The 12,900-nt window shown below is 39.3% G+C and carries 10 protein-coding genes and 5 tRNA genes; 11 read left to right on the top strand and 4 right to left on the bottom strand.

Annotation, left to right across the window (positions count from 1 at the left end; translation table 11 throughout):
* Positions 1-77 precede the first annotated feature (77 nt).
* Positions 78-839 (top strand): tRNA isopentenyl-2-thiomethyl-A-37 hydroxylase MiaE, encoded by a 762-nt coding sequence (gene miaE / locus I6F49_RS04205; RefSeq protein ID WP_010553847.1) that lies wholly within the window; start codon positions 78-80, stop codon positions 837-839.
* Here the strand turns inward: miaE and I6F49_RS04200 are convergent.
* The 3 genes from I6F49_RS04200 to I6F49_RS04190 all read right to left on the bottom strand — a co-directional run bounded on the left by I6F49_RS04200 (position 836) and on the right by I6F49_RS04190 (position 3,001).
* The gene (locus I6F49_RS04200; protein ID WP_197178610.1) at positions 836-1,630 is read right to left on the bottom strand and encodes a substrate-binding periplasmic protein; all 795 of its coding nucleotides are present in this window, start codon (positions 1,628-1,630) and stop codon (positions 836-838) included. The two genes, miaE and I6F49_RS04200, sit on opposite strands and share 4 nt — an antisense overlap.
* 54 nt (positions 1,631-1,684) lie before the next feature.
* Positions 1,685-2,422: a UDP-2,3-diacylglucosamine diphosphatase gene (locus tag I6F49_RS04195; RefSeq protein ID WP_197178608.1), complete on the bottom strand. Its 738-nt coding sequence runs from the start codon at positions 2,420-2,422 to the stop codon at positions 1,685-1,687.
* An 87-nt stretch (positions 2,423-2,509) separates the two neighbouring features.
* Positions 2,510-3,001 carry a peptidylprolyl isomerase gene (locus I6F49_RS04190; protein WP_197178606.1) on the bottom strand — a complete coding sequence of 164 codons (492 nt, stop codon included), beginning with the start codon at positions 2,999-3,001 and terminating at the stop codon, positions 2,510-2,512.
* A gap of 155 nt (positions 3,002-3,156) precedes the next feature.
* Here I6F49_RS04190 and cysS point away from each other — a divergent pair, with 155 nt between their 5' ends.
* Positions 3,157-4,536, top strand: a complete 1,380-nt coding sequence (cysS, locus tag I6F49_RS04185) for a cysteine--tRNA ligase (protein WP_197178604.1) — start codon at positions 3,157-3,159, stop codon at positions 4,534-4,536.
* A 72-nt stretch (positions 4,537-4,608) separates the two neighbouring features.
* On the opposite strand, the gene folD is transcribed toward cysS, so the two are convergent.
* Positions 4,609-5,463, bottom strand: coding sequence for a bifunctional methylenetetrahydrofolate dehydrogenase/methenyltetrahydrofolate cyclohydrolase FolD (gene folD, locus I6F49_RS04180; protein ID WP_002958348.1), 855 nt, complete (start codon positions 5,461-5,463; stop codon positions 4,609-4,611).
* 352 nt (positions 5,464-5,815) lie between these two features.
* Between folD and I6F49_RS04175 the strand changes: the two genes are divergently transcribed.
* From I6F49_RS04175 to lon, 9 genes are all read left to right on the top strand, one after another.
* Positions 5,816-5,892, top strand: a tRNA-Pro gene (locus I6F49_RS04175).
* 55 nt (positions 5,893-5,947) lie between these two features.
* Positions 5,948-6,024 (top strand) — tRNA-Arg (locus I6F49_RS04170).
* Between the two features lie 23 nt (positions 6,025-6,047).
* Positions 6,048-6,123, top strand: a tRNA-His gene (locus I6F49_RS04165).
* Positions 6,124-6,137: 14 nt separating this feature from the next.
* Positions 6,138-6,214 (top strand) — tRNA-Pro (locus tag I6F49_RS04160).
* A gap of 70 nt (positions 6,215-6,284) precedes the next feature.
* Positions 6,285-6,361, top strand: a tRNA-Pro gene (locus I6F49_RS04155).
* Positions 6,362-6,739: 378 nt separating this feature from the next.
* Positions 6,740-8,044 carry a trigger factor gene (tig, locus tag I6F49_RS04150; protein ID WP_197178601.1) on the top strand — a complete coding sequence of 435 codons (1,305 nt, stop codon included), beginning with the start codon at positions 6,740-6,742 and terminating at the stop codon, positions 8,042-8,044.
* A 164-nt stretch (positions 8,045-8,208) separates the two neighbouring features.
* Positions 8,209-8,826: an ATP-dependent Clp endopeptidase proteolytic subunit ClpP gene (gene clpP, locus I6F49_RS04145; protein WP_166421485.1), complete on the top strand. Its 618-nt coding sequence runs from the start codon at positions 8,209-8,211 to the stop codon at positions 8,824-8,826.
* A 135-nt stretch (positions 8,827-8,961) separates the two neighbouring features.
* Positions 8,962-10,245 (top strand): ATP-dependent protease ATP-binding subunit ClpX, encoded by a 1,284-nt coding sequence (clpX, locus tag I6F49_RS04140; protein ID WP_002958344.1) that lies wholly within the window; start codon positions 8,962-8,964, stop codon positions 10,243-10,245.
* Positions 10,246-10,396: 151 nt separating this feature from the next.
* On the top strand, positions 10,397-12,766 hold the full coding sequence (gene lon, locus I6F49_RS04135) for an endopeptidase La (RefSeq protein WP_197160126.1): 2,370 nt from the start codon (positions 10,397-10,399) through the stop codon (positions 12,764-12,766).
* The last annotated feature ends 134 nt before the right edge of the window (positions 12,767-12,900 follow it).

The following is a 12,900-nucleotide window of genomic DNA, read 5'->3' as shown; positions in this document are numbered from 1 at the left end:
GGGCTTTGATTTATCCCAAGCAAAATTTCGTGTTAAAATAGTGGTCTATCAAATTTATTTAGTAATGAGCAGTCAACGTGCCACATAGCCAACTTTTAGAGCCGATTAATAACTTTTTATTGTGTACCACTCCAGAGCAATGGGTGGAGCAAGCAATTAAGAAAGAAAACTTATCAGTCATTTTAATAGATCACCTAATTTGTGAATTAAAAGCAGCTCAAAGTGCGATGTTTTTAATACGTAAATATGCGGTAGATAAAGAGGGTAGTGATGCATTACTCGAATGGCTAAAACCATTTGAAACGCTTATTTATAAACGAGAAGGAAATTGGCGCGATCTGGCTGCTAAAAATAAGTTAACTAAATCAATAATTCCTAAATCGAGTTCTCCATACGGGCAAGGTCTAATCGATAAGATGGTTCTATTGATAAAAGAAGAATTGCATCATTTTTATCAAGTGCTCGAAATTATGGACGAGTATGGTGTTGAGTATCAAAGTATTACACCATGTCGTTACGCAAAAGGCATGCTTCGTCATGTTAAAACGTTTGAGCCCGATGCATTAGTTGATAAGCTAATAGTAGGCGCTTACATTGAGGCGCGTTCGTGTGAGCGTTTTGCAAAGCTTGCACCGCATGTTGACAAACGTTTAGGTGATTTTTATATTTCGTTGTTACGTTCAGAAGCGCGTCATTACCAAGATTATTTAACTTTAGCGCAAGAAATTGCTGATTTTGATATTACCGATCGCGTAAACTTTTTTGGTGAAAAAGAAAAAGAGCTAATTTCTACAACCGATACTGATTTTAAATTTCACAGCGGTGTTCCCACTGTTTAAATGCCCTCATTTTCTTTTAAAAAATTAATGTATTCTGCTATTTTCTGATTGCTGAAATTATGTTTTTTCATGATTTTAGCGATACTTCCATTTTTAATTATTATATCAATCCCTCTATTAAATTTTTGTAAGTATTCTTTGGCTCTGTAATTTGATTTTGAGACAACTAAATATAATTTGTGAGAAGCCAAGTCAGGCGATAAATACTCAATTTTATTATTATCTGAATCTTTTTTTTTACTGTGCTCAAGCCAATAATTTCCAACTTCTTTAGTACCCGCGACTAAATCTATGCGTCCTTGCTGTAGCAGGTATAAGCTTGTAGGAAGGCTTTTAGTCGACGTTATTGCCAGCTCCCTATTTCTAGTAAACTCTTGGCTTACAAAGGCGTTATCTTCTTTACCAATACTATAAGGTATTAGTGATTGAATGCTGCCATCGAAATTAATCGTACTTTCTTTCCGTTTAAAAACTCCTGAGTGAGCAACTGCAAGTGGACGAGAGTAGTAAAAAACTTCATTTCTTTTTAATGAATAAAAAGCACCTAAAATAGCGTTTTTTCTGTTTTTTTCTAATAGCTTTAAAGCGCGATCCCATGTCGTAAATTCTGCTTCGCTATTAATACCTTGCGTTTTAAGCGCTGATTCGGCTATTTCATAGAGCCAGCCATTGTTGGGTAGGTTTTCGCTAAAATAGGGAGGATAGCTTTCAGTAACAATTTGCCATGTTTGCTTGCTAAATACTTGTGTAGGAATGGCAATTACTACGATGAAAATTAACAGCTTAATCATTCAACCTCTCACTATTATTCAAATGTATAGATAAATAATAGTCAGAATTTTAAATTATGCGAAAGGCGTGCTAATTAATTCTTGTGATTGAGGGGTAACGACTAAATAAGAGCCTTGGGTATACCAGTCACCTAGCACTGTGCGAGTAAGTGTTTGTTCATTAACTTTATACGTATGAACATTAGGGCGGTGAGTATGACCATGAATCATATTCGTAACGTTATGTTTGGCAAAAGTAGCAAGTACAGCCTCATCGACAACGTCTAAAATTTCGATAGCTTTATCAGCTTGGCTTAACTTACTTTTTTCGCGGGCATTACGCGCTATTTTTTTACGATACCAAAGCGGCATTGCAAGCATCAATTTTGGCCACCACCAACCACGGCTCTTTTTACGAAAGTTTTGATATTCAGTGTCTTGAGTGCACATTTCGTCGCCATGTAAAATAACGGTAGGCGTGCCATATAAATCAATGACTGTTTGCTCATCAAGTAATGTCATTGCGGCCATGTCGGCATATTGCTTGCGCATAATGAAATCACGATTGCCATGTATAAAATAAACAGGTGTGCCACCATCATTAACGGCGTTTAAATGTTTTGCTACATCGGCACTCAGTGCAGTAATGTAGTCATCTCCAACCCATACTTCAAAAAAATCACCCAAAATATAAAGTGCATCTACATCTTTATTTAATATATGTGTATTTAAAAAGTCAAAAAATGCAGCGCTAATGTCGGGGCGGTTTTCGCTTAGGTGTAAATCTGCAATAAAGTAAGTTTGGCGAGTCATAGGTCAGTCTATTCTAGTTTTAAAAAAACGGGCATATACTCATAGTATACACCCGCTTATATACTCACATAATATGAGTAAACGTTACTAGCTAACAGTAACGCTTTCGATGATCACATCTTCAAGAGGTACGTCTTGGTGAAAACCAGTACTACCTGTTGCAACTGCTTTAATCTTATTTACTACGTCCATGCCTTCTACTACTTCAGCAAAAACACAGTAACCCCAACCTTGCGATGTTTCGCTGCTGTGGTTTAAAAAGTCGTTGTTGTTCACGTTAATGAAAAACTGTGCAGTTGCTGAATGAGGATCAGGTGTACGAGCCATTGCTAAAGTACCTACTTTATTAGATAGGCCGTTATTAGCTTCATTCTGAATTGGGTCGTTTACGTCTTTTTGTTCCATACCTGGAACAAAACCACCGCCTTGAACCATAAAACCATCGATTACACGATGAAATATAGTGCCGTTGAAAAAATCAGCATTTGCATACTCTAAAAAGTTTTTAACTGTGTTTGGAGCTTCTTTGTCAAACATTTTAATGGTGATGTCACCAAAATTAGTGTGTAGAACAACCATGTGTTTTCCTATATCCGGTTTAAATATTGGCGCTATTTTATCGTAGTTGGCTAAGATTAACAAAGTAGATGTTTGGTTTGTTATAAAGCGCTAGAGCGGGGGCTTTTCAAGTGGTAACATAACTGTTCAAGTAAATAGTCAAGGACTCAAAGTAAATGGTAAATATATACAACACACTCACGCGACAAAAAGAGCAGTTTAAACCTATGGTCGAAGGAAAAATCGACATGTATGTGTGTGGTATCACCATTTATGATTACTGTCATATTGGACACGCACGTACTTTTGTTGGTTTTGACGTTATTGTGCGCTACTTACGTCATATTGGTTACGATTTAAAATATGTGCGTAACATTACAGATATCGACGATAAAATAATTAAACGTGCGAACGAAAATGGCGAGTCAATAAACGACTTAACTGTGCGCATGACTAAAGCAATGCATGAAGATTTTGATAGCTTAAACATGCTGCGACCTGACGTAGAGCCAACAGTTACAAGCCATATGGACGAAATTATCGTTATGGTTAAACGTTTGATTGAAAAGGGTCATGCTTATGTTGCTGCCGACGGCGATGTATTGTTTGATGTATCAACGTTTGAGCAATACGGTGCACTTTCTCAGCAAGATTTAACTATGTTGCAATCAGGTTCTCGCGTTGAAGTGGCGCAAGATAAAGACGATCCACTTGATTTTGTGTTATGGAAAAAAGCAAAAGCAGGTGAACCATCATGGTCATCACCGTGGGGTGAAGGGCGTCCGGGTTGGCATATTGAATGTTCGGCAATGAGCTCAAAGCACTTAGGTGAGCATTTTGATATTCACGGTGGGGGGTCTGATTTACAGTTTCCACATCATGAAAACGAAATTGCCCAATCGTGCTGTGCAAACAACGGCCAGTATGTAAATACATGGATACATACTGGCATGGTTCAAGTAAACAAAGAAAAAATGTCTAAGTCGTTAGATAACTTCTTTACAGTGCGTGAAGTTTTAAAAGCATACGATCCTGAATCTGTTCGTTACTTTTTAATTTCAGGTCATTACCGCAGCCAACTTAATTATTCACAAGAAAATTTAGACCAAGCGCGTTCATCACTTGAGCGCATTTATACAGCGCTTCGTGATGTAGAGCCTGTAGAGTGCGATTTAGAAGGTAATGAGTTTGTTGCTAAATTTAGAAAAGCAATGAATGACGACTTTAATACACCAGAAGCACTACCTGTGTTGTTCGAACTTGCTAAAGAATTAAACCGCGTGAAAGACACTGATGGAGGTCAAGCTGGCAAATTAGCGTTTATACTGCGCAGCCTTGGTGAAGTGCTAGGGGTTGCTCAACAAGCACCAGAAGCTTTTTTACAAGGCGGGCAAGATGACGATGAAGTTGCGACAATTGAAGCATTAATTGTAAAACGTAATGAAGCACGTGCGAGTAAAAACTGGGCTGCTGCTGATGAAGCACGTGATGCGCTTAATGCATTAGGTGTAATACTTGAAGATTCAGCCGGTAAAACAACGTGGCGTAAAGCGTAAGCGTTTAAAATAATACACGTTAAACTAAAAAAGGGTTGCCAAATGGCAACCCTTTTTTAGTTTTTTAACCGCTTAGCTGTGATATTTCTCACACGCTTCAAGTGTGTTTTCAATCAAGCTAGCGACCGTCATCGGGCCAACGCCACCTGGTACAGGTGTAATAAAATGCGCTTTTTGTTCAGCCACACTGTATTGAACATCACCCACTAATTTACCCGTATCTAAACGGTTAATGCCTACATCGATAACGATAGCGCCTTCTTTTATCCAATCTCCAGGTATAAATTCAGGTTTACCTACAGCCACAACGAGTAAGTCCGCGCGGCGAACATGTGTTTCTAAATCTTGAGTAAACTTATGGCACACTGTGGTAGTACAACCGGCTAATAAAAGCTCTAGCGACATAGGACGACCAACAATGTTTGATGCGCCAACAACCACTGCATGCATCCCTTTATAACGTACACCCGTTGAATCAAGTAATGTAATTATACCTTTTGGCGTACATGGGCGAAGGGCAGGCATACGCTGTGCTAATCGACCAATGTTATATGGATGAAATCCATCAACATCTTTATGTGGGGTAATACGTTCTAAAATCTTTTCAGCATCAAGACCTTTTGGCAGTGGTAACTGCACTAAAATTCCATCAACTTCGGCATCATTATTTAGCTCGTCAATTAAATCTAAAAGAGTTTGCTCTTGTGTGTCTGCTGGTAAATCAAATGATTTAGAGATAAAGCCTACTTCTTCACAGGCTTTGCGTTTTGAACCAACATAAACTTGGCTTGCTGGATCAAGTCCTACAAGTACTACTGCAAGTCCTGGTGCACGTAAACCATTTGCTACACGTTCACTTACGCGTTCTGCTACAGCGCTACGTACTTGTTTTGCGATTGCCTTACCATCAATGATGTTTGCCGTCATGGGTGACCTTTAATTGGGGTTAATTTACTAGATACCGATACTCTAAAAACGAATGCATAATAAAATAGGGGTAAAAATGCTAATAAAGAAAACATACTCTTTATTTAACTCGTTTTATAATGTGCTTACTATTTTCGCAGAAAAGCATAGCAGCGCCAAGTTGCTTTTAATGTATATAACATTTGAGTTATTAAATAGTCTAAATTTCAGCCTACTATTGTAATATTTAACCATTGTGCACTAAAAATGAGCACTTGATTGGTTTTATTAAAAAAACGTTTGACCTAACCCCGTCAAATCACTATTATGCACCCCGTTGTCAACGAGGTCACTCGCTAACAATAATAAGTTTCGGCGATTAGCGCAGTTTGGTAGCGCACTTGGTTTGGGTCCAAGGGGTCGCAGGTTCAAATCCTGCATCGCCGACCATTTTTATAATTTATTATAATCGAATAGCTTATTGGTAAACTATGAAGTTTTCGATGCGCCCATAGCTCAGCTGGATAGAGCAACGCCCTTCTAAGGCGTGGGTCGAAGGTTCGAATCCTTCTGGGTGCACCATTTGAAAACATGTAAATATAGCGGTGATTGTAGCTCAGTTGGTAGAGCCCCGGATTGTGATTCCGGTTGTCGTGGGTTCGAGCCCCATCAGTCACCCCATTTACAACGAATATCGGCGATTAGCGCAGTTTGGTAGCGCACTTGGTTTGGGTCCAAGGGGTCGCAGGTTCAAATCCTGCATCGCCGACCATTTTCTTAAAATGGTCTTAAACTCTCAGTTTAAGTGTTCAGTATGAAAAAAGAAGTTAATTCTTCAATGTCGGCGATTAGCGCAGTTTGGTAGCGCACTTGGTTTGGGTCCAAGGGGTCGCAGGTTCAAATCCTGCATCGCCGACCATTTTCTTATCTAATAAGAATAATAAGTAAACTCCTCTAAGTTATAAATCTAAATTCGTTAACCTATAATTTTATTAAATAATTTGTACATTATTCTATTCAATGCTCAGTTAGCCTGTTTTTTATTCAGTTAGCCTCTATAGTCCCTTATCTAGTCCAAATAATTGCCCCCTATACTCGACTATCATAAATATTAGGTTATAATGCCGCGTCTATTGTTTAACATAGTGCCCGAAGGGCAAAGCAGCAATGGTATCTCATGGTAGCGACGGATGCTTTTAAGTGTGAAAAACCGCTTAAACTTTATCAAGACTCATGCAGATCACTTTGTTTGTAAAGGAAGGCGAACAGTCGCCAAAATTGAATATTGAGGTAAATCATGCAAGTTTCTGTTGAGACGACCCAAGGCCTTGAGCGCCGTATAACTATCACCGTTCCTTCAGAGAACGTTGAGACCGAAGTAAAAAAACGCCTACAACAACTGTCAAAAACACAGCGTATAGATGGTTTCCGTGCTGGTAAAGTTCCAGTATCTGTAATTAACAAGCGCTTTGGCCCTGCAGTTCGTCAAGAAGTTGCTGGCGAAGTAATGCAACGTAATTACATTGAAGCAATCGTTTCTGAAAAAATCAATCCAGCTGGCGCGCCTACATTCGCACCTAAATCACTTGAAGCAGGTAAAGATTTAGAATTCTCAGCAACGTTTGAAGTTTACCCTGAAGTTGAAGTTCAAGGTTTAGACAAAATTACTGTTGAAAAACCAGCGGTAACAGTAACTGACGAAGATTTAGCTAACATGCTAGAAACACTTCGTAAGCAACACGCAGCGTGGGCTGATGTTGATACAGCTGCTGGCGAAAACGACCGTGTAACAGTTGATTTCGTAGGTACTATCGACGGTGAAGTATTTGAAGGCGGCAAAGCTGAAGACTTCCCATTAGAACTTGGCCAAGGTCGTATGATCCCAGGTTTTGAAGATAACATCGTAGGTAAAAAAGCAGGCGAAGAAGTAGTTGCTGATGTAACTTTCCCTGATGATTACCACGCTGAAAACTTAAAAGGTAAAGCGGCTCAATTCACTATCACAGTGAAAAAAGTTGAAGCGCAAGAATTACCAGAATTAAGCGAAGAGTTTGCAACTAAATTCGGTGTTACCGAAGGCGGCGTAGACGCGCTTAAAGAAGAAGTTAAAAAGAACATGACACGTGAGCTAGACCAAGCGGTTAAAGCAAGCGTTAAAGACCAAGCAATCAAAGGTCTTTTAGCTAACAACGAGATCGAAGTGCCTAAAGCACTTGTTGATCAAGAAGTTGATGCTCTACGTCAGCAAGCAGCTCAACGTTTTGGCGGCGACGCTCAAAACATGCCAGAGCTTCCAGCTGAATTGTTCCACGAGCAAGCTGTGACACGTGTTAAAACTGGCCTTTTATTAGGTGAAGTGATTAAAGCTAACGAGATTAAAGTTGACGACGCTAAAGTTGAAGCATTAATCGCAACGGTAGCTTCTGCATACGAAGATCCAACTGAAGTAGTAGAATACTACAAAGGTAATGATCAACTTATGCAGCAAATGCGTAATGTAGCAATGGAAGAGCAAGCTGTTGAAGCTATTTTAGCTAAGGCAACTGTAACTGACGTTGAAAAAGCATTTGATGACATCATGAATCCACAGCAAGGCGCTTAATAAGTCATTGACTTAAGCTCTCGCTAACGATTAAATGGCTCGTGCTACTCTGTTTATACAGCGTGCCCGGGCCATTTTAGTTTTTGGCTTTAAATTTGCGAAAAACGATAACTATGCTTCCTTATAATAAGGATAAGTATAAGCGCATAAGGAATTAAATAAGTATGAATACTGGTATTACAGATCCCCTAAATGCATTGGTCCCAATGGTTGTTGAACAAACACCGAAAGGCGAGCGCTCGTATGATATTTATTCGAGATTATTAAAAGAGCGTATTATCTTTTTAACAGGTCAAGTTGAAGACAACATGGCAAATCTGATTTTAGCGCAAATGCTATTTTTAGAATCAGAAAATCCTGATAAAGATATCTTTTTATACATCAACTCACCAGGTGGTTCAGTAACTGCGGGTATGGCTATTTACGACACAATGAACTTCATCAAACCAGATGTAAGTACAATATGTGTTGGTCAAGCTGCAAGCATGGGGGCTTTTTTACTTACTGCTGGCGCTAAAGGTAAGCGTTTTTGCCTACCAAACTCACGTGTGATGATTCACCAACCATTAGGTGGTTTCCAAGGTCAAGCATCTGACTTTGAAATACACGCTAAAGAAATTCTGTCTATTAAAGATAAGCTTAATCGCTTGATGTCTGAGCATACAGGTCAACCATTAGATATTATCTCTAAAGACACAGATCGTGATAACTTCATGAGTGCTTCGCAAGCTGTAGATTATGGCTTGGTAGACTCTGTGTTTACAAATCGCGACAAAAAGTAAGCGCTTGGTGAGCAGGATTGCCTGTTTGCCACTTTGAGTTACTATGCGAAAACTAATAAATTTTGGTATAGTTAAAGCGTATTGAAATAGCCGCCAACAGTTTTGGTGGCCAACGTAATAAAATGAGGTAGCTGAATGTCTGACACTCCTACAGACGGCGACAAAAGTAATAAATTGTTATACTGCTCTTTTTGTGGCAAAAGCCAACATGAAGTGCGTAAATTAATTGCAGGCCCTTCAGTATACGTTTGTGATGAATGTGTAGAGTTGTGTAACGATATTATCAGGGAAGAGATCAAAGACATTGCTCCTAAGCATGATACGTCTGACAAACTACCTGTACCAAAAGAAATTCGTAAACACTTAGACGATTACGTTATTGGTCAAGACCATGCTAAAAAAGTATTGTCTGTAGCGGTATACAACCATTACAAGCGCCTGCGCAATCAATCGACTAAGCAAGACATTGAATTAAGTAAAAGTAATATTTTGCTTATCGGTCCAACAGGTAGTGGTAAAACATTACTTGCAGAAACGTTAGCGCGTCTACTTGATGTGCCGTTTACTATGGCCGATGCTACTACATTAACCGAAGCAGGTTATGTAGGTGAAGATGTTGAAAACATCATTCAAAAGCTTTTACAAAAGTGCGATTACGATGTTGAAAAAGCGCAACGCGGTATTGTCTACATTGATGAAATTGACAAAATTTCTCGTAAATCAGATAACCCGTCAATTACACGCGATGTATCGGGCGAGGGCGTTCAACAGGCGCTACTTAAACTGATTGAAGGCACCGTTGCTTCGGTTCCACCGCAAGGTGGTCGTAAACATCCACAACAAGAGTTTTTACAAGTAGATACATCTAAAATCTTGTTTATTTGTGGTGGTGCATTTTCAGGCTTAGATAAAGTAATTGAGCAACGCAGCCATAAAAATACCGGTATCGGTTTTGGCGTTAGCGTAAAAGAATCTGCGGCGAGCCGTTCTTTAAGTGAAACATTTAAAGACGTAGAGCCAGAAGATTTAGTTAAATATGGCTTAATTCCTGAGTTTATAGGTCGTTTGCCGGTAGTTGCTACGTTAACAGAACTTGACGAAGCTGCTCTTGTGCAAATATTGAGTGAGCCTAAAAACGCGATTACTAAACAGTTTTCAGTATTGTTTGGTATGGAAGACGTTGAACTTGAGTTCCGCGATGATGCCTTAGCTGCAATTGCACACAAAGCAATGGAGCGTAAAACAGGTGCACGTGGTCTTCGTTCAATCGTTGAAGGTGTATTGCTTGATACTATGTACGAGCTTCCTTCAATGGATGACGTAAGCAAAGTGGTTATTGATGAAACCGTTATTAAAGGTGAGTCAGACCCAATCTTGATTTATGAAAATAATAAACAAGATAAAGCCGCATCAGAATAGTTTTTAAGCTATTTGAATGAAAAAAGGAGCCTTAGGCTCCTTTTTTTATAATTAATTTAATCGAGTAAGGGAAAATTGTTGAACTTTAATTAGGTTATCCCCATATACTTGAGTAATCTTTAAAATAAATGAAGTGCGAAGAGAAACTATAATGACGCTTGAGAGAACCGACCGAGTCGAAATCCCAGTCCTAGCACTGCGCGATGTTGTGGTATACCCGCACATGGTGATCCCGCTTTTTGTAGGCCGTGAAAAATCAATAAAATGCCTAGAAGCGGCAATGGACAAAGACAAACAAATTTTCTTGGTTGCACAAAAAGATGCAACTGTAGATGAACCAGAACAAGATGATATTTATCGTATCGGGACTATTGCCACTGTACTTCAGTTATTAAAATTACCAGACGGTACAGTAAAAGTTTTAGTGGAAGGTACACAGCGCGCGCAAATTGAAGACTTTGTTGATAACGATGACTTCTTTGTTGCTAATGCTCAATTTATTGAATCTGATTTAATTGATGAGCAAGAGCAAGATGTATTTATTCGCAGCGCGATTAGCCAGTTTGAAGGCTATGTAAAGCTTAATAAAAAAATTCCACCTGAGGTACTAACTTCAGTTTCAGGTATCGATGAGCCTGCGCGCTTAGCCGATACAATGGCTGCACACATGCCATTAAAAGTACCTGAAAAGCAAAAAGTGCTAGAAATTTCAAGCGTGACAGAACGTCTTGAATATTTAATGGCATTAATGGAAGGCGAAATAGACTTATTACAAGTTGAGAAGAAAATTCGTACCCGCGTTAAAAAGCAGATGGAAAAATCTCAACGCGAGTATTACCTCAACGAGCAAATGAAAGCCATTCAAAAAGAGCTTGGTGAGCTTGACGATGTACCTGACGAATTTGAAGCACTTAAAAAGCGCATCGAAGAATCAGGTATGCCAACAGAAGCACAAGAAAAAGCGACCACAGAGCTTAATAAGCTTAAAATGATGTCGCCAATGTCTGCAGAAGCTACCGTAGTGCGCTCATATATCGACACGTTAATAAATGTGCCGTGGAAAAAACGCTCTAAAGTGAAGAAAGACTTAGCAGGCGCGCAAAAAATTCTTGATAGCGATCACCATGGCTTAGATAAAGTTAAAGAACGCATTTTAGAGTACCTCGCGGTACAACAGCGTACTAATAAGCTTAAAGGGCCAATTTTGTGTTTAGTGGGCCCACCAGGTGTAGGTAAAACGTCATTAGGTCAATCTATTGCGCGTTCTACTGGTCGTAAATATATTCGTATGGCGCTCGGCGGCGTACGCGACGAAGCTGAAATTCGTGGCCATCGTCGTACTTACATCGGTTCTATGCCAGGTAAGCTAATTCAAAACATGACTAAAGTGGGCGTTAAAAATCCATTGTTCTTGTTAGATGAAATCGACAAAATGTCATCAGACATGCGTGGCGACCCAGCATCAGCACTTTTAGAAGTACTGGATCCTGAGCAAAACAGTCACTTTGCAGATCACTACCTTGAAGTTGATTACGATTTATCTGATGTTATGTTTGTAGCTACATCAAATAGCTTTAATATTCCTGGTCCACTATTGGATCGTATGGAAGTTATTCGCTTATCGGGTTACACCGAAGATGAAAAGCTAAACATTGCAAAAGAACACTTAATCACCAAGCAAGTTAAGCGCAATGGCTTAAAAGAGCATGAGATTGTAATTGATGATAGTGCAATTATTGGCATTATTCGTTATTACACGCGTGAAGCGGGTGTACGTAATTTAGAGCGCGAAATTTCAAAATTATGCCGTAAAGCAGTTAAAAATATCTTAATTGAAAAAGACACTAAAACAGTAACTATCAATCAAGATAACCTAGAAGACTTTTTAGGTGTACAACGCTTTGACTATGGTAAAGCTGAAGATGGCGACCGCATTGGTCAAGTTACAGGCTTAGCATGGACAGAAGTTGGCGGTGATTTGCTAACAATCGAATGTGCAGCTGTACCAGGTAAAGGCAAGTTAACTTATACCGGTTCACTGGGCGATGTAATGCAAGAGTCGATTCAAGCGGCAATGACGGTAGTACGTAATCGTGCAGATACATTTCGTATTAATAGCGACTTTTACGAAAAACGTGACATTCACGTACACGTACCTGAGGGCGCTACACCAAAAGATGGTCCAAGTGCGGGCGCAGCAATGGTAACGGGTCTTGTATCTAGTTTAACAGGTAATCCTGTACGCGCAGATGTTGCAATGACCGGTGAAATTACGCTACGTGGTGAAGTACTTCCTATTGGTGGCTTAAAAGAGAAATTATTGGCAGCGCATCGTGGTGGAATTAAAACAGTCATCATTCCAAAAATTAACGAACGTGACTTAAAAGAGATCCCAGAAAACGTACTGGCAGGCTTGGATATTCACCCAGTTACTTGGATTGACGAGGTGTTAAAGCTTGCTTTAGTGCATCCTGTTGAGAGTTTTTCGGTCGAAACACCTAAAAACCAAGAAAAAAGCTAAAAAAAGTGCTTTTTAGGGCTTTTCAAATCTAAACGGTATGATAAGTTAAGCACTGGTTTTCAAGCCTAGCCCTTATGGGGCGTAGGCTTAAGAAAAATATAATCATGTGAGCATTAAAAGTTTGCTCTAAAATT

This window comes from Pseudoalteromonas sp. SWN166 (assembly GCF_015864485.1).
Taxonomy (GTDB): Bacteria; Pseudomonadota; Gammaproteobacteria; order Enterobacterales; family Alteromonadaceae; genus Pseudoalteromonas.
The sequence above is the reverse complement of the archived record's forward strand: the minus strand, read 5'-3'. Positions and strand labels throughout refer to the sequence as shown.